We start from the raw sequence: 16,517 nt of genomic DNA, 5'->3' as shown, positions 1-16,517 counted from the left end.
AGGGGCGCGTCAGGCGAGGTAGTCGGGCGGCTCAGATGGCAGGCTGAGGCGGAACTGCGCACCCCCGCTGGGAGCGGACTCGACCTGGACCCGACCGCCGTGCGCCTCGACCAGGCCCTTGACGACGTAGAGACCCAGACCGGTGCTCCCCCGGCCCGAACCGTGCCAGAACCTGCTGAACACGAGGTCACGGTGGTCGGCCGCGATGCCCTTGCCCTCGTCGCTGACGACGAGGTCGACCCCGGTGGCGCTGTGGCCCTTGGACTCCAGGACCTCCTGGCCGTTCGCGGTCGCGGGCTGCGCACCGAGGGTCACCACGCCGTCGCCGTGCCGGAACGCGTTCTCGATCAGGTTGGACAGGATCTGGTCGAGCCGGTCGGGGTCCGCCCACACCTCGGGAAGGGTGTCGGGCACCTCGATGGAGAAGCGCTCGCGCTCCTGCCCGCTGGCCACCGCCCGCTCCACGTGGCGGCCGAAGACGGCGGCGACGTCGATCGGCAGGGGACGGATCTGCAGGCGCCCCGAGTCGATCCGGGACACGTCGAGCAGCTCGGTGATAAGACGCGTCACCCGGTCCGCGTCGGCCTCGATCGTCTCGAGCATGAGCCGCTTCTGGTCGTCGGTGAAGCGGTCCCAGCGGCGCAGCAGCGTCGAGGAGAATCCCTTGACGGACGTCAGCGGGGACCGCAGCTCGTGGGCGACGGTGGAGATGAGCGCGGCGTGGTCGGCCTCGAGCCGCCGACGGGCCTCGGCGTCGCGCAGCATGACGATCACGCGGTTGACGGGCTGGTTGCGCCCCGGCCGCAGGTACTTGGCAGTGACGAGCACCTCGGCGCCACCGTCGACCATGAGGTACTTCTCGCGGTGACCGGTGCGGATGTCCAGCCCGTTCCACGGGTCGGTGAGATCCCACCAGTCGGTGCCGTCGTTGTCGCGCAGCACCAGGGCCGTGCGGATGTCGCGTCCCACGAGCTCGGCGGGGTCGATGCCGAGGATCTGGGCGGCCCGCCGGTTCACGATGCTCACCGTGGCGTCCGCCTCGGCCGCGACCATGCCGTCGGGCAGGAGCTCGCTGGCCATGGCGGCCTGCTTGGGCGGCAGGATGGAACCGGGCCGGAAGTCCATGCCGCCGACCCTAGTGGTTCTGGGCGCCCGCGGACGCGTAGAGACAGACCGTGGCGGCCATTGCGAGGTTGAGCGACTCCGCCTTGCCGTAGATCGGCACCCGCACGACCTCGTCGCAGAGGTCACGGATCTGCGGCTCCAGCCCCCAGGCTTCGTTGCCCATGACCCACACGTGGGCCGGCTGGAGGTCGACGTCGGGAAGCATCGTCGTGCCGACACCGTCTGCCGCGAGCACCCGGACCCCGGCCGCCCGGAGCCGGGCCAGGGTCTGCTCGACCGGCAGCCCGGTGACCAGCGGCAGGTGGAACAGCGATCCTGCGGTCGAGCGCACCACCTTGGGAGCGTGGACGTCGACCGACGCGTCACTGACCAGTACCGCGGCGGCACCGGCGGCGTCGGCACCGCGGATCACCGTCCCCGCGTTGCCGGGATCCCGGACGTTCGTCAGCAGGACGAGCAGCCGAGGTCCCTGGGCCAGCACCTCGTCGAGGCTGGCCGTCGCCACCCGGCACACCGCGGCCAGGCCCTGCGGGGCTGGCGTGTCGCACATGGCTGCGAGGACGTCCTCGGACACTTCGTGCAGGTAGAGGTGCGCAGCGCTGGCGGCAGCGACGATGTCGGTGTGCCGCGTGCGGGCCTCGGCGGTGAGGTAGAGGTCGACGACCTGGTCGGGGCGGTGGACTACCACCTCACGCACCGACTGGGGCCCCTCGACGAGGAAGCGTCCGGTCCGCTCACGCACGGAGCGCCGGGACAGTGCCCGCACCGACTTCACCCGGTCCGCCCCTGGATTGGTCATCACAGGACCATTTGACACCGGGGTTTCGCGGTGGGTCGGCGGGGGCATGTCCCGGCGCTCGGAGGTGCGTGGTCGATCAGGCCGACGCGGCCGCGGTCTCCGTGGTCGCCGGCACGTTGGCGCGGGCGATCTCGACGAGGGCGGCGAAGGCTGCCTCGTCGTTGACGGCGAGCTCGGCCAGCATGCGACGGTCGACCTCGATCTCCGCGGCCTTGAGGCCCTGGATGAACCGGTTGTAGGTCATGCCGTTCGCGCGGGCGCCGGCGTTGATGCGCTGGATCCAGAGGCGACGGAAGTCACCCTTGCGGGCGCGACGGTCACGGTAGGCGTACCCGAGGGAGTGGGTGACCTGCTCCTTGGCCTTGCGGTACAGGCGCGAACGCTGTCCGCGGTAGCCGCTGGCGCGCTCGAGGACGACCCGGCGCTTCTTCTGGGCGTTGACTGCCCGCTTCACGCGTGCCACGTGAGTTCTCCTTGCTGTCTAACTGCTTGCGAGGCTGCTTGCTGAGCCCGGCCAAACAATGGGATGGATGGGCTCGGCTACTTGCCGAGGAGCTTCTTGACCTTCTTGGCGTCCGGCTTGGACACCTCGACGTCGTTCGCGATCGAACGGGTGTAGCGCGAGGACTTGTGCTCGAGCAGGTGACGGCCATTGGCCTGCTCGCGCATGACCTTGCCGGTGCCGGTGAGGCGGAAGCGCTTCTTCGCGCCAGAGTGCGTCTTCATCTTCGGCATGGGGCCGATCTCCTTGTGTTGGGTAACCGTGTGTCGTACGTGCGTGTGGTTCGGGTGGCGCCCGGCCTCAGCTGGCGTCAGCTGTCGGGCCCGGCGCCCTGCTCAGCTGGCCGGCTCGGTGGTGGGCTCGGTGCTGGGCTCGGTGGTCGGCTCGGTCGTTGCCGCCTCGGGGGCGGTGGGCTCTGCCACGGCAGGGGCGTCCTGCTGCTGTGCTGCGCCGTCCTCCGGCTGCGCCGGGGCAGCCGACCGGGCGCGGCGCTGCTCGGCCATCGCCTCGGACTTCTTCTTGGTCGGGCCCAGCACCATGATCATGTTGCGGCCGTCCTGCTTCGGAGCCGACTCGACCGTGCCCAGCTCGATGACGTCTTCGGCGAGGCGCTGCAGCAACCGGAAACCCAGCTCCGGGCGGGACTGCTCGCGCCCTCGGAACATGATCGTCACCTTGACCTTGTCGCCACCCTTGAGGAACCGCTCGACGTGGCCCTTCTTGGTGCCGTAGTCGTGCGGGTCGATCTTCGGGCGGAGCTTGATCTCCTTGATGACCGTGTTGACCTGGTTCTTGCGCGCTTCGCGAGCCTTGAGCGCCGCCTCGTACTTGAACTTGCCGAAGTCCATGAGCTTGGCGACGGGAGGCTTGGCCATCGGGGCCACCTCGACGAGGTCGAGGTCAGCCTCGGCGGCCAGACGCAGCGCGTCTTCGACGCGCACGATGCCGACCTGTTCTCCGTTGGGGCCAACCAACCGCACTTCGGGAACCCGAATGCGGTCGTTGATGCGAGGTTCGCTGATGTTGGTGCTCCTCTGTTGGAAGTTCACTGCCGTGCAGTGGCCACGGTCCGGCCGCCACGACGAAGAAAGGCTCCCCGTCGCCGTTGCGCGGGAAGCCTCACCTGATCCGATCACGAGTCCACCGAGGGTGGGTATGCCGCGTGGCTTGCGCCCCCGGCATACGCCTCGGTGACCTCGTTGACCCGGCAACCGTGAGGTTGACGCGGGTGGAAGCAGGTGCTGCTTCACTTGCACACCGGGCCCGCTGCCGGGTCACCCTCTCAGGTCACCCGACGATGGACACGGCCGGTCGATCTGCAAGGCTACCAGCGTGAGCACCGAATCTCCCAATCCCGCCGAGGCCACCGCCGACCCCCAGACCGGTCACGCGCAGGCCACCCGCGACATCGCCGAGGTGCCGGCCGTCGAGGTCATCACCACCGCCGCCATCCACCTGATGAGCGCCGCCGCGGTCAAGTGTGGGCTGGCCGAGGGCCCGGACGCCCGCGAGCACCTCGACCTGGACGAGGCCCGACGGCTCATCAGCGCCCTTGCCGGTCTCATCACCGCGGCGGCACCGGACCTGGGCAGCCAGCATGCCGCTCCCCTGCGGGACGGGCTGAAGTCGCTGCAGCTGGCCTTCCGTGAGGCCTCGGTGATCCAGGACCCGCCCGGCCAGGGGCCGGGCGAGAAGCTCACCGGCTCGGTCGTCTGAACCACGGCGCCTGGACCACGGCGCCTGGACCACGGCGCCTGGACCGCTGCGTCAGGCGTCGGCGACCGCGCCCACCTGCGCGGCCCTGCGTTGCGCTGCCCGCCCTGACGTGGCCGCCGCCCCGGCGAGCGCGACCAGCAGGCCACAGCCCGCGACGACGAGGAACCCCGCCTGCCATCCGCGGTGGTCGATGGCGTATCCGGCCAGCGGAGCGCCGAGCGCCATGCCGCCCGTCATGAACGAGCCGTGCCAGCCCATGGCCTCACCGCGGGCGGCCGCCGGGACCACTCGACTGACCTGGTCCACCGTCGCGGTGATGGTGGGCGCGCAGAACAGCCCGGCCACGAAGGAGAGCACCGCCAGCGAGGCGACCCCGCCGGCCAGCGCCATCGGCGCGCTGACGAGGGCCAGACCGCCGAGCAGCCAGAAGGCCGAGACCGACTTCTGGAGGCCGCCGTAGACGAGCCCGCCGAGGAGGGAGCCGAAGCCCCAGACGGCCAGCACCCACCCGATCGAGGACTGCGCATCGAAGTCGCGCAGCGCCGCCACGATGGCGATGTCGGTGCCGCCGAGCACGACGGTCGTGGCGGCGGCGGCCAGGCAGATCACGATGAAGCGCGCCCGGAACCAGACCGACCGCGCCACCCGAGGCACCGCGGCACCGACCCCCTCGTCGTCGACCAGCCGACCCTCATCGAGGTCGCGGTCGACCTGCGGACCGGACACGTGGTCGGTCGCCTCGTCGTGCATGACGGGGTTGGCGAACCACAGCAGCACCCCGGCCAGCACGCCGAGCATCTCGATGGCGAACAGCACCCACTGGGTGGGCCAGAGCGTGGCGGCCCAGACGCCGGCGGCCGGACCGATCATGAAGGACAGCTCGACGGCCACCGAGTCCAGGGAGATCGCCGTGCGCCGGTCGTCCTCGTGGACCGCGGCGATCACTGCCTGCCGGATGATCGAGAAGGAGGGGACGACGAAGAGCCCGGCCAGCGCGGCGAGGGCCAGCAGCCACCAGTAGGACACGAAGGGCGCCACCGACCAGCAGACGGCCGCCACCACGATCGAGGGCAGGACCACCCGACGCAGGCCCCGGCGGTCGAGCAACCGACCGCGCCAGGGCCCGCTGATGGCGATGGCCAGGGTCGCGGCGGCCGACACGAGCCCGGCCGCGGCGTAGGACCGACCCAGGTGCGAGACGACGTGCAGGGTCAGCACCACCCCGCCGGCGAAGATGGGCATGCGCACCAGGAAGCCGAGCACGACCGCGCGACGCAGGGCGGCGCTCGCGAGGGCTCGACGGTAGCGGGCGTTGGCGAGCAGCACCCACCTACTGTGGCAGCCCGCACCGACACTGGCCAAACCGTTTTTGCTCCTGTCACGGCAACGACTTCGCCGGCTCCCGCCCCGGTGGGGTCGGACCGCTAGGTTGCCGACCATGACGATCTACCACCTGGCCGAACCGCAGAAGTGGGAGCAGGCGCTGCGGGCCGGGCACTACGAGGAGTCCACCCGGGGCCGCACCATGGAGCAGGAGGGCTTCATCCACTGCTCGTCCGCCGACCAGTGGCCGGTGGTGCGGCGCTCGTTCTACGCGGACTACCCGGGGCCCCTGCTGCTGCTCGAGATCGACCCGGACCGGCTCGCCGAGGCACCGGTCGAGGAGGTCGGCCAGCCCGGGACGGGCGAGACCTTCCCGCACCTGTATGCCGCCCTGCCGACCGACGCCGTCGTGTCCGTCACGGAGCTGGCACCTCCGCACGCCTGAGCGGCGTCCCGCCTGCCGTCCCGACTGCCGTCCCGGCTGCCGTCCCGCCTGCCGTCCCGGCTCAGGAGATCGAGAAGGCGAGCCCGTCGATCCGCGCGCGGATCTCGCCGTCGGTGGCGAGGCGTTCGCCGACCGCTGTGGCAATGCCCTGCACGGTGTCCGCGGCGAGGCCGGGGGTCAGGCGCAGGGTCACCCGGAGCACCCCTTCACCGGGCGCGCCCGGGCCGAGCTCATGGTCGAGGACGGCCTCCTGCTCCCGGACCGCGGCCGCGACCGCGCGTCGCACCGTCTCGTCCTCGTGGGCCGGCAGCCACTCCCGCTGCTGGGCCAGCGCCCACACCATGCTGGGTCGCAGGGCGACGGTACGGGGACCCGCGAGGTCGACCACCATCACCTCACAGCGCTCGCTGACCGCGGCCTGGGCGGCGCGGGCGGCGGTCACCGGGACCGGGCGGGCTGCGGCGTCCCAGGCGGCGATGGACGCCAGCGAGGAGAACACCGGCAGGGCGCGGGTGCCATCGGGCGCCACCAGCGTCACCGCCGCCATGTCCGTCTGCTTCTCGACCAGGTGCTCGCCGGAGGCGTCGACGGAGACGGGTTCGGCCACGATGGGCACGAGCAGGCGGGCCGCGGCGACGGCAGCCATCAGGGAGACCTCGTCGCCCGGCTCCGCCAGCGCGGTCAGCAGGGCCGCGTCGGCCTCGCCGGTGTCACCGTCGAACCCCGTGCCGGTGAGCTCGCGTCCACCGAACGGGATCCCCGCGGAGTCGTGGGTGCTCACGGGCGACCCGCGGCGTCGAGTGCCGCGGGGAGCGTGAACGCCCCGCGGTACAACGCCGACCCGACGATCGCGCCCTCGACCCCGAGCGGGACCAATCCCCGGATCGCCTCGATGTCCTCGAGCGTCGACACCCCACCCGAGGCCACGACCGGCCGGTCGGTGCGGGCACAGACCTCGCGGAGCAGGTCGAGGTTCGGACCCTTGAGCATGCCGTCCTTGTTGACGTCGGTGACGACGTAGCGCGCGCACCCCTCGGCGTCGAGCCGGGCCAGGGTCTCCCAGAGGTCGCCGCCGTCCTTCGTCCAGCCGCGCGCGGCCAGGGTGGTCCCCCGCACGTCGAGACCCACCGCCACCCGGTCACCGTGCTCAGCGATGGCCCGCGCGGTCCACTCCGGGTCCTCCAGTGCAGCCGTCCCCAGGTTGACCCTGCGACATCCCGTGGCCAGCGCCGCCTCCAGGGACTCGGCATCGCGGATCCCGCCGCTCAGCTCGACCTGGAGGTCCAGCCGGCCGACGATGTCCGCCAGCAGGTCGCGGTTCGAGCCGCGGCCGAAGGCGGCGTCGAGGTCGACGAGGTGCAGCCACTCCGCCCCCTGCTCCTGCCACCGCAGGGCTGCCTCCCACGGGTCGCCGAACTCGCCCCCGCTGCCCGCCACCCCCTGCACGAGCTGGACGGCGCGGCCGCCCTGGACGTCGACAGCGGGCAGGAGCTCGAGTCGCGGTGCGTGGGTCATGCGGGATCCTCTGGTCGGGGTTGGGGGGTCGTGGTCACAGTGACTTCACCCAGTTCTCGAGGAGGGCCAGGCCTGCGTCACCGGACTTCTCGGGGTGGAACTGCGTCGCCGCCAGCGGGCCGTTCTCGACGGCTGCGACGAACCGCCCACCGTGCTGCGCCCAGGTGACCTTGGGGGCGACGGCGGCGAAGGCGCCGGTGGGCTCCTCCAGGGTCCAGGACTGCACGGCATACGAGTGGACGAAGTAGAAGCGCTCGGACTCCACGCCCGCGAAGAGGTGGCTCCCTGCCGGGACGTCGACCTCGGACCAGCCCATGTGCGGCACCACGTCGGCCTGCAGCCGGGACACTGCCCCGGGCCACTCCCCCAGGCCCTCCTGCGGAGCAGCGCTGGGCTCGTCCGAACCGTCGAACAACACCTGCATCCCGACGCAGACGCCGAGCACCGGGCGTCCCCCGGAGAGCCGCAGGTCGATCACCACCGGACCTTCGGCAGCGCGCAGTCCAGCCATGCAGGCGTGGAAGTTCCCCACCCCGGGCACGAACAGGCCGTCGGCCGCGAGCGCAGCAGCACGGTCCGCGGTCAGCTCCACCTCGGCACCCACGTGCTCCAGCGCGCGCACGGCCGAGCGCACGTTGCCACTGCCGTAGTCGAACACGACAACCCGGCTCATCAGTTCTCCTCCAGTTCGGCGCGGTGCCGAGCCTGCTCGGCCATCCGCGCGTCGAAGCGGGCCACCGCCTGCGCCGTGGGTGCGACCACCTGCCCGCGGAGGCCGACGCCCGGACCGACCAGGTCCGAACCCGGCAGGCCCAGCACCGACAGCAGGTCGGTGATGAGGGCGTCGGCCGTGCTGTCGCGTTCGGCCACCACACCGGCGACGGCACGCTGGTCGCCGTGGCGAGCTCCAGCGGCGGCGACGAGATCCGCCGGCCCGGCCAGCTCGAGGTGCGGTGCGCGCAGGACCCCAGCGCCGGGCTCCCACACCAGCCACCGGATGCCGTCCCGCCAGCCCGGCCGCTGGGCGGTCACCACAGCGCGACCGTCGACGGTGAAGAACCCCAGGGCACCCCTCAGCCTGCGCGGGACGGGACGCGCTGCGAGCACGGCGACGGCGTCGTCGTAGGGCGGCTCCGCGCGGGAGCTGCGCTCGGTCGGCAGCACCGCGGTCCAGGCCCCGAGCGGGACCACCTGGCAGGCCACCAGTCCGCGGCGCAGCCACGAGGTGACAGCCCCCGGCTCGCCGCTGACCAGGAGCAGTCCGCGCGCCTCCCGCGCGGGCTGCCACGGCACGCTCACGTGGAAAGGCTGCCCTTCGCGCTGGGTATGCCGCTGACCCGCTCGTCGCGCGCGACCGCGGCCCGCAGGGCACGGGCCACCGCCTTGTACTGGGCCTCGACGATGTGGTGCGGGTCGCGACCGGACAGCACGCGCACGTGCAGCGCGATCCCGGCCCGCCCGGCGAAGGACTCCCAGACGTGGCGGGTGAGCGAGCCGACGTAGTTGCCGCCGATGACGACGTAGGCCTGCCCGTCGGGTTCGCCCGTGTGCACGACGTAGGGACGCCCGGCCACGTCCACGACGGCCTGGACCAGCGCCTCGTCGAGGGGCACCGTCGCATCGCCGAAGCGGGAGATGCCGGACTTGTCGCCGAGGGCCTCGCGCAAGGCGTCACCGAGCACGATCGCGACGTCCTCGACGGTGTGGTGCGCGTCGACGTCGACGTCTCCGGCGGCCTTGACCCGCAGGTCGATGAGCGAGTGCTTGGCCAGGGACGCCAGCATGTGGTCGTAGAACCTGACCCCGGTGGAGATCTCCGACTGACCCGTGCCGTCGAGGTTGAGCTCGACCTCGACGCTGGACTCCGACGTGGAGCGGCTCAGCGACGCCGTGCGGTCGCCCGCGCGCGTCTGGTGCGCCGGGCTCTGCTGCGTCACGGCCTGCTGCGTCACGGTCTGCTGCGCCACGATCTCAGGGGTCACGGTGTCTGGCGTCACGGTCTCTGGGGTCACGGCGCGCTCCTGTCCTGCTCAGGTCGGGCGATCTGCGCCATCGCGGCGAGGAACGCACCAGTCTCGTCCGGGGTCCCGGCCGTGACACGAAGATAGTGGGGAATGCCGACGTCGCGGACGAGCACTCCCCGGTCCAGCAGCGCCCGCCAGGTCGCGGCCGCGTCGGCGAGCCCGCCGAACAGGACGAAGTTGGCGTCGCTGGGCACTGGCGCCAGGCCGAGATCGGCCAGTCCGGTGACCATCCGGTCCCGCTGCTCCTTGATCGCCTCGACGCTGCCGAGCAGCTCGGGCGCGTGCCGCAGGGCAGCGAGGGCGATCGCCTGGGTGGGTGCGGACAGGTGGTAGGGCAGCCGCACCAGCCGCAGCGCGTCGACGAGGGCGGGATCGGCGGCCAGGTACCCCAGCCGACCACCCGCGAAGGCGAACGCCTTGCTCATCGTGCGGGTGACCACGAGCCTCGGACGGCCTTCGAGCAGGGTCAGCGCGCTCGGCGTGCCTGGCCGGGCGAACTCCTCGTAGGCCTCGTCCACGACGACCACGGGCCGCTCCGCCGCGGCATACACGGCCTCCACCACGTCGAGGCCGAGCGCGGTCCCCGTGGGGTTGTTGGGCGAGCAGAGGAACACGAGGTGCGGGTCGTGCGCGCGGACCTGGGCGACCGCGGACTCGACGGTCAGGTCGAAGGGTGCGCCACCCTGTCCACGCAGGCCGTCCACCCACGTGGTGCCGACCGTGCTGCTGATGATCGGGTGCATCGAGTAGGCCGGCGTGAACCCGAGCGCCGTGCGCCCCGGGCCGCCGAACGCGAGCACAACGTGCTGCAGGACCTCGTTGGAGCCGTTGCCCGCCCACACCTGGGCCGGGTCCACGGAGGTCCCCGACGACGACAGGTATGCCGCGAGGGCGGTGCGCAGGTCGCTGAACTCCCTGTCGGGGTAGCGGTTCAGGCCCGCCGCGACCTCACCCACCGCGGCGGTGATCTCGGCCACGACGGTCGGTGGGACGGGGTACGAGCTCTCGTTGGTGTTGAGGCGCACGGGCACGTCGAACTGGGGCGCCCCGTACGGGGTGCCGCCACGCAGGTCCTCGCGCAGCAGACCCTCGATGCTCGAGCTGTCGATGTCGGTCATCGCCCTGTCACGCCCTGTCACGCCCTGTCACGCCCCGTCACGCCCTGTCGAAGCGGACCTGGACCGCTTCGCCGTGGGCGGGCAGGTCCTCCGCCTGGGCCAGGGCGACGACGTGGTGCGCGACCTCCCGCAGGGCTGCCTCGGTGTAGCTCACCACGTGCACGCCCCGCAGGAACGACTGCACCGACAGGCCACTGCTGTGGCAGGCGCACCCGCCGGTCGGGAGCACGTGGTTCGACCCGGCGACATAGTCGCCCAGGCTCACCGGCGAGTGCGGTCCGACGAAGACCGCGCCAGCGTTGCGCACGCGCTGGCTGACCGCGGCGGCGTCGGCGACCTGCAGCTCGAGGTGCTCCGCGGCGTAGGCGTTGACCACGGCCAGACCGGCGTCGAGGTCGTCGACGAGGACCACTCCCGACTGGGGTCCGCTGAGCGCCTCGCGGACGCGTTCGGAGTGCTTGGTGCCGGCGACACGGTCCTCCAGGTCGGCCCGCACCGCCTCGGCGAGCGCGACGGAGGCCGTCACCAGGACGGAGGCGGCCTGGGGGTCGTGCTCCGCCTGCGAGATCAGGTCGGCACTGACGTGCGCGGGCACCGCCGTGTCGTCGGCGAGGATCGCGATCTCGGTCGGGCCGGCTTCGGAGTCGATGCCGATGATGCCCTTGAGGTGGCGCTTGGCCGCCGCGACATAGATGTTTCCCGGGCCGGTGACGAGGCTGACCGGCTCGCAGACCACCGGTGCCGCGTCGGCGTCGGACGCGTCCTCGAAGCCGAACGCGAACGCGGCGACCGCCTGGGCGCCGCCCACGGCATACACCTCGTCCACGCCGAGCAGCGCGCACGCGGCGAGCACGGTCGGGTGGGGGTACCCGGTGAAGACGCCGGAGCTGTCGCGCTGGGGTGGGCTGGCGACGGCCAGCGACCCGACCCCGGCGATCTGGGCGGGCACGACGTTCATGACGACGCTGGAGGGGTAGACGGCGCGACCCCCGGGGACGTAGAGCCCGACCCGGTCCACCGGGATCCACCGCTCGCTGACCTCACCGCCGGGGACCACGGTCGTCGTGGTGGTGGTGCGGCGCTGGTCCTCGTGGACGATCCGGACCCTGCGGATGGCTTCGTCGAGGGCGGCGCGCACCTGGGGGTCGAGGGCCTCCAGCGCCGCAGCCAGGACGTCCTGCGGCACGCGCAGGGTCGGGGGACGGACGCCGTCGAAGCGCTCCCCCAGCTCGTAGAGGGCTGTGGCACCGCGCTCGCGGACGTCGTCACAGATCGGCCCCACGGTCGCGACGGCGGCAGCGACGTCGAAGTCGGCCCTCGGCAGCAGGTGGCGCAGCTCGCGGACGCCGAGCGGCCGCCCGCGCAGGTCGATCGTGGAGAGCATGGGGCAAGTCTAGGTCGGGCCCGACGGCCGACCCCCTGCGGTCTCAGCCCCCGGAAACGGGGCGAGTGTCGCCGGCGCCCCCGGTGGGACGACCGCCCGGGACTCCCATCGGCGTCAGGTCCGCCAGCGGCGCCATGTCCACCGGCGGCGCCAGGTCAGCCAGCGGCGCCGGGTCCGGCCGCGCCGTCGCCGATCCCTCGCCCGCCTCGTCCTCGTCGGCAGCGTCGGGGCAGATGGTGAAGGTGGCCCTGACGCTGCCCGCGAGCTCCTCCTTGGGCCAGCGAGCGGCGAGCAGCACGAGCACCCCGAGGGTCACGACGGCACAGATGCCCACCGACGCGGCGGGGGTGGTGCGCTCGGAGACCCAGCCGGCACCGAGGAAGCAGGCTCCGGTGACGCCCACGGACAGGGCGCCCGCGAGCCCGAAGACCCGCCCGCGCATGGCGGTCGGGACGAGCAGGGTGAAGGCCGCCTGGAGGGGCAGCATGTAGGACTGCAGGGCGCCGCAGAGGAACCACGCGAGCCACACCACCACGAGGTTCGGCTCGAAGATGGTCACCAGCAGCGGCAACGGGGTGAGCAGGGCCAGGCGCAGGACGAGGGCGGACTGGCGCTCCGCGGGCAGCCGGCCGATGACCAGCAGGCCGACGACCGCCCCCAGGATCGGCGCGGCCATGAGGAGTCCGCCCCAGTTGGGCGACGGGCTGTGCTGGGCGGCGTAGGGCAGCGCCACGGCCTCGGGCGCCGCGATGGCCAGCGCGCTCGCCAGCGACAGCATCAGCATGTAGGTCAGCACGCGGCTGGACCGGATCTGGCGCCAGGCCTGGCCGACGTCGCCGACCAGGCCGGACAGGGGCGCGTCCTCCGCCTTCACGACCGACTTCGGCGGCCGCACCACCATCAGGATGACGGCGCCGACCACGAACGTGCCAAGGTCCATCAGCAGCGTCTTGATGTCGCCGACGAGACCCACCACCGCGCCGCCGATCGCCAGGCCGATCGCCTGGTTGACCTGCGCGGCGAGGGTCGTGAGCCCGAACGCCCGGGAGTACAGCCGGCGATCGGGGAAGATGTCGGTCAGCAGCATCTGGCCCGCCGTCACGGCCGGGCCGCCGACGAACTCGAGGACCGCGACCAGGGCCAGCACGAGCCACAGGGACGTCGTGGCGCCCACCGCGACGATGAGCACCCCCACGAGCGCAGCGCGGATGAGGTGGGTCCCCACGAGGCAGACCCGCGGCGGCATGCGGTCGCACAGCGGCGACAGGAGCGCGCGCCCGAGGATGCTGGGCACCAGCGAGACGGCGAACGTCGCGGCCGTCGCGAGCGCCGAGCCCGTCCACGAGTAGACGACCGCGGCGACGGTGATGCGGGCGATGTAGTCGCCCCAGGTCGACAGCGTCGCGACGGCGAAGACAGGCAGGAAGACCGGGGCGCGGAGGACCTCGGAGAACGAGGGGACCGTGACGGAGTCGTCCCTGCCCGTGGCCATGCGCCGACCGTACCTTCCTAGGTGGAACCGTAAAAGTTGAACTCCGTCACGGTACGCGCATGACGGGCCGTTCGGCGGTACTCCTCCGCAAGATCTGCTCCACTTCCGGGCTCCCCGCCGAGGATGCGGCTCACGCCGTCGGCGACACGCAGGTCCGAGGGCACGCTGTCGACGGCCTTGCCGCGGTAGAGCACGGAGGCGTTGCGCAGCCGAGAGGCGAACGACCAGGCCTCCCGCAGAGCCGCGGCATGGTCGGGAGCGATCAGCCCGGCCGCCTCCGCGGCATCCAGGGCGGGCAGCGTGCTCGTGGTGCGCAGCGACGGGACCGCGTGGGCGTGTCGCATCTGCAGCAGCTGGACGGTCCACTCCACGTCCGACAAGCCGCCGCGGCCCAGCTTGAAGTGGCTCTTCGGGTCGGCGCCGCGCGGCAGCCGCTCAGCCTCCATCCGTGCCTTCAGCGTCCGGATCTCCCGGACCTGCTGGTCGGTGAGGCCGTGCTCGGGCCACCTCAGCGGGTCGATGAGCTCGACGAACCGGGCCCCCAGCTCAAGGTCGCCCGCCAGCGGGGTGGCCCGCAGCAGCGCCTGGGACTCCCAGGTGAGCGACCAGCGACGGTAGTACTCGCGGTAGCTGGCCAGGCTCCGCACCAGGGGCCCGTTCTTGCCCTCGGGGCGAAGATCAGCATCGAGGCCGAGCTGCGGGTCGGGACCCGCAGCGGCCAACAGGCGGCGCAGCTCCTGCACGGTCTCGAGCGCCTGCTCCTGAGCGGTCGCCTCGTCCGCGCCCTCGAGGGGTTCGTGCACGAAGAGCACGTCGGCATCCGACCCGTAGGCGACCTCCCCACCGCCGAGCCGCCCCATCCCCACGACCAGCAGCCGGGTCGACAGCGGGCCGTGCTTGTCCTCGACGACCCGTTGGGCCACGCCCAGCGCGGTCTCGATGAGGGCGGCGGTGAGGTCGGTGAGCGCCCGGCCCACCCCGGCCAGGTCGAGGCTCCCCGCGAGGTCCGCCACCGCGATCCGGAACAGCTCCTGCCGCCTGATGCTGCGGGCTGCCCGCGCCGCCTTGTCGGCGTCGTCCTGGCGTCCCGCCGCCGCGGTCATCCTGCGGACCAGGTCGTCGCGCGAGAGGGGGGTCAGGCCGCCCGAGTCACCGAGGATCGCCACCGACTCCGGCGCGCCCACGAGCAGGTCCGCGGCATACCGGCTCCGGGCGAGCGTGTGCGCGAGCCGTTCGGCGGCGGAGCCTTCGTCGCGCAGGAGGCGCAGGTACCAGTGCGTGGAGCCCAGCTCCTCGCTCACCTTGCGGAACGCCAGCAGCCCACCGTCGGGGTCCGCCTCGTCCGCGAACCAGCCGAGCATGACGGGCAGCAGGGTGCGCTGGATCGCTGCTCGCCGGCTCACCCCGGCGGTGAGCGCCTCGAGGTGGCGCATCGCCCCCGCCGGGTCGCGGAAGCCCAGCGCGGCCAGTCGCTCCCTGGCGGCCTCGGGAGCCAGTCGGGCGTCGTTCGAGCTGAGCCGGGCGACCGCTGCGAGCAGTGGTCGGTAGAACAGTCGCTCGTGGATGCGGCGCACCTCCCGGGCCTGCTGCTGCCACTGCGCGACGACGGCCTTGGCGGCGTCGGAGCGGTGCCCCAGGGCGCGGCCGAGGCGGCGCAGGTCGGTGTCCGTCGTGGGCATCAGATGGGTGCGACGCAGCCGGAACAGCTGGATCCGGTGCTCGAGCGTGCGCAGGAGACGGTAGGACGCGTCGAGGGTGGCGGCGTCCTCGCGGCCGACGTAGCCAGCACGGGCGAGGGCGTCCAGGGCCTCCAACGTCGTGCCCGAGCGCAGCGAGTCGTCGGAGCGGCCGTGCACGAGCTGGAGCAGCTGGACGCTGAACTCCACGTCCCGCAGACCACCCGGACCGAGCTTGAGCTGGCGGTCGGCCTCCCCCGCCGGCACGTGCTGCTCGACCCGCCGGCGCATCGCCTGCACGTCCTCGACGAAGTTCTCCCGCGAGGCGGCCCCCCACACCAGCGGGTTGACGGCCTCGATGTAGGCCGCGCCGAGAGCGCGGTCACCGGCGACCGGGCGTGCCTTGAGCAGGGCCTGGAACTCCCACGTCTTGGCCCAGCGCTCGTAGTAGGTGCGGTGGCTGTCGATGGTGCGCACCAGGGGGCCGTTCTTGCCCTCGGGTCGCAGTGCGGCGTCGACCGGCCACAGGGTCCCCTGCCCCGTCGAGGTGGAGCAGGCCCGCATGAGGTGGGTGGCCAGGCCGGTGGCCGCCGCGATGGCGCTCGCCTCCTCGACCCCCTCCCGGGGCTCGGCCACGAAGATGACGTCGACGTCGCTGACGTAGTTGAGCTCGCGGCCGCCCGTCTTGCCCATGCCGATGACCGCGAAGTCGCACAGCTCGGCCTGCTCCCCCAGCTCGGTGCGGGCGATGACCAGCGCAGCCTCGAGCGCCGCCTCGGCCAGGTCGGCGAGAGCGGCGGCGGCCTCCGGCAGCGCCAGCTCGGGGTCCCCGGAGGTGAGGTCAAGCGCCGCGATGCCCAGCAGCTGGCGCCGGTACCCGATCCGCAGCGCGTCGTATGCCGTGTGCTCGCCCGGGGCGCGAACCGCCTCGACGAGCTCGTGGATGCGCTCCTCCGGCGTGCGGGGGCGGGCGTCCGCGACACTGCGCCAGTGCTCAGGGTGGCCGACGAGGTGGTCACCCAGGGCGGTGGAGGCACCGAGGACGGCCAACAGCCGGTCTCGGGCCGGCCCACGATGGCGCAGCGCCGCCACGAGTCCGGCCACCTCGGTCCCGGCGCCGGACTCGAGGTCGCGTCGCCGCGGTCCCGAGGCGCGCAGCGACTCCATGAGCCGGACCAGGCTGAGCAGCGCGAGGTCCGGGTCGGCGACCGCGCCGAGAGCATCGGGCAGACCGTCCCTGAACAGGTCGTCGAGGGGGTCGACGAGCCCGGCGAGCGCGGGGTCTGCCAGCAGGTGCTCTGCCCGGGGTGGGTCGGCGAACCCGAGCCGGGCCAGGGTCGCAGTCTGGGAGACAACGCGGCCTGAGGTCACCGCGCCAGCCTACGCACTGGCGGGTGA

The 16,517-nt window shown here is 72.7% G+C and carries 17 protein-coding genes; 2 read left to right on the top strand and 15 right to left on the bottom strand.

The genetic code is table 11. From position 1 onward, the window contains the following. Nucleotides 1-9 precede the first annotated feature (9 nt). The 5 genes from BJ986_RS13625 to infC all read right to left on the bottom strand — a co-directional run bounded on the left by BJ986_RS13625 (nt 10) and on the right by infC (nt 3,448). On the bottom strand, nt 10-1,125 hold the full coding sequence (locus tag BJ986_RS13625; RefSeq protein ID WP_179422518.1) for a PAS domain-containing sensor histidine kinase: 1,116 nt from the start codon (nt 1,123-1,125) through the stop codon (nt 10-12). Between the two features lie 10 nt (nt 1,126-1,135). Further along, entirely contained in the window at nt 1,136-1,927 is a 792-nt protein-coding gene (locus BJ986_RS13620; protein ID WP_179422516.1) for an RNA methyltransferase, read from the bottom strand. Nucleotides 1,928-2,000: 73 nt separating this feature from the next. Beyond that, nucleotides 2,001-2,387, bottom strand: a complete 387-nt coding sequence (gene rplT / locus BJ986_RS13615) for a 50S ribosomal protein L20 (protein ID WP_179422514.1) — start codon at nt 2,385-2,387, stop codon at nt 2,001-2,003. 77 nt (nt 2,388-2,464) lie between these two features. Then, the gene (gene rpmI, locus BJ986_RS13610) at nt 2,465-2,659 is read right to left on the bottom strand and encodes a 50S ribosomal protein L35 (protein ID WP_179422513.1); all 195 of its coding nucleotides are present in this window, start codon (nt 2,657-2,659) and stop codon (nt 2,465-2,467) included. Between the two features lie 102 nt (nt 2,660-2,761). Next, complete coding sequence (infC, locus tag BJ986_RS13605) at nt 2,762-3,448, bottom strand: translation initiation factor IF-3 (RefSeq protein WP_179423887.1); 687 nt, start codon at nt 3,446-3,448, stop codon at nt 2,762-2,764. Between the two features lie 310 nt (nt 3,449-3,758). On the opposite strand from infC, the gene BJ986_RS13600 reads away from it, so the two are divergent. Next, a complete protein-coding gene (locus BJ986_RS13600; protein ID WP_179422511.1) occupies nt 3,759-4,142 on the top strand; it encodes a DUF1844 domain-containing protein in 384 nt (127 codons plus the stop codon). A gap of 51 nt (nt 4,143-4,193) precedes the next feature. Here BJ986_RS13600 and BJ986_RS13595 read toward each other — a convergent pair whose 3' ends face one another. After that, nucleotides 4,194-5,468, bottom strand: a complete 1,275-nt coding sequence (locus tag BJ986_RS13595) for an MFS transporter (RefSeq protein WP_337795298.1) — start codon at nt 5,466-5,468, stop codon at nt 4,194-4,196. 112 nt (nt 5,469-5,580) lie between these two features. Here BJ986_RS13595 and BJ986_RS13590 point away from each other — a divergent pair, with 112 nt between their 5' ends. Then, nucleotides 5,581-5,910 carry a DUF952 domain-containing protein gene (locus BJ986_RS13590; RefSeq protein ID WP_179422507.1) on the top strand — a complete coding sequence of 110 codons (330 nt, stop codon included), beginning with the start codon at nt 5,581-5,583 and terminating at the stop codon, nt 5,908-5,910. A gap of 61 nt (nt 5,911-5,971) precedes the next feature. On the opposite strand, the gene BJ986_RS13585 is transcribed toward BJ986_RS13590, so the two are convergent. The 9 genes from BJ986_RS13585 to BJ986_RS13545 all read right to left on the bottom strand — a co-directional run bounded on the left by BJ986_RS13585 (nt 5,972) and on the right by BJ986_RS13545 (nt 16,490). Beyond that, a complete protein-coding gene (locus BJ986_RS13585; RefSeq protein WP_179422505.1) occupies nt 5,972-6,691 on the bottom strand; it encodes an SseB family protein in 720 nt (239 codons plus the stop codon). Beyond that, nucleotides 6,688-7,425, bottom strand: coding sequence for a bifunctional 1-(5-phosphoribosyl)-5-((5-phosphoribosylamino)methylideneamino)imidazole-4-carboxamide isomerase/phosphoribosylanthranilate isomerase PriA (gene priA / locus BJ986_RS13580; protein ID WP_179422503.1), 738 nt, complete (start codon nt 7,423-7,425; stop codon nt 6,688-6,690). The genes BJ986_RS13585 and priA overlap by 4 nt, the downstream gene beginning before the upstream one ends. A 34-nt stretch (nt 7,426-7,459) precedes the next feature. Then, nucleotides 7,460-8,098 (bottom strand): imidazole glycerol phosphate synthase subunit HisH, encoded by a 639-nt coding sequence (hisH, locus tag BJ986_RS13575; RefSeq protein ID WP_179422501.1) that lies wholly within the window; start codon nt 8,096-8,098, stop codon nt 7,460-7,462. Then, a complete protein-coding gene (locus BJ986_RS13570) occupies nt 8,098-8,724 on the bottom strand; it encodes a hypothetical protein (RefSeq protein ID WP_179422499.1) in 627 nt (208 codons plus the stop codon). Before BJ986_RS13570 ends, hisH begins: the two co-directional genes overlap by 1 nt. After that, on the bottom strand, nt 8,721-9,362 hold the full coding sequence (gene hisB / locus BJ986_RS13565; RefSeq protein ID WP_179423885.1) for an imidazoleglycerol-phosphate dehydratase HisB: 642 nt from the start codon (nt 9,360-9,362) through the stop codon (nt 8,721-8,723). The genes BJ986_RS13570 and hisB overlap by 4 nt, the downstream gene beginning before the upstream one ends. A gap of 71 nt (nt 9,363-9,433) precedes the next feature. Next, on the bottom strand, nt 9,434-10,567 hold the full coding sequence (locus BJ986_RS13560) for a histidinol-phosphate transaminase (RefSeq protein WP_179422497.1): 1,134 nt from the start codon (nt 10,565-10,567) through the stop codon (nt 9,434-9,436). A gap of 37 nt (nt 10,568-10,604) precedes the next feature. Continuing rightward, a complete protein-coding gene (hisD, locus tag BJ986_RS13555; protein WP_179422495.1) occupies nt 10,605-11,951 on the bottom strand; it encodes a histidinol dehydrogenase in 1,347 nt (448 codons plus the stop codon). Nucleotides 11,952-11,994: 43 nt separating this feature from the next. Beyond that, complete coding sequence (locus BJ986_RS13550) at nt 11,995-13,443, bottom strand: MFS transporter (protein WP_179422493.1); 1,449 nt, start codon at nt 13,441-13,443, stop codon at nt 11,995-11,997. Between the two features lie 17 nt (nt 13,444-13,460). Next, the gene (locus BJ986_RS13545; RefSeq protein ID WP_179422491.1) at nt 13,461-16,490 is read right to left on the bottom strand and encodes a bifunctional [glutamine synthetase] adenylyltransferase/[glutamine synthetase]-adenylyl-L-tyrosine phosphorylase; all 3,030 of its coding nucleotides are present in this window, start codon (nt 16,488-16,490) and stop codon (nt 13,461-13,463) included. Nucleotides 16,491-16,517 lie beyond the last annotated feature (27 nt).

It is taken from the genome of Pedococcus badiiscoriae, from assembly GCF_013408925.1.
GTDB classification, from domain to species: Bacteria; Actinomycetota; Actinomycetes; order Actinomycetales; family Dermatophilaceae; genus Pedococcus; species Pedococcus badiiscoriae.
This window is presented reverse-complemented; position numbering and strand designations above follow the sequence as displayed.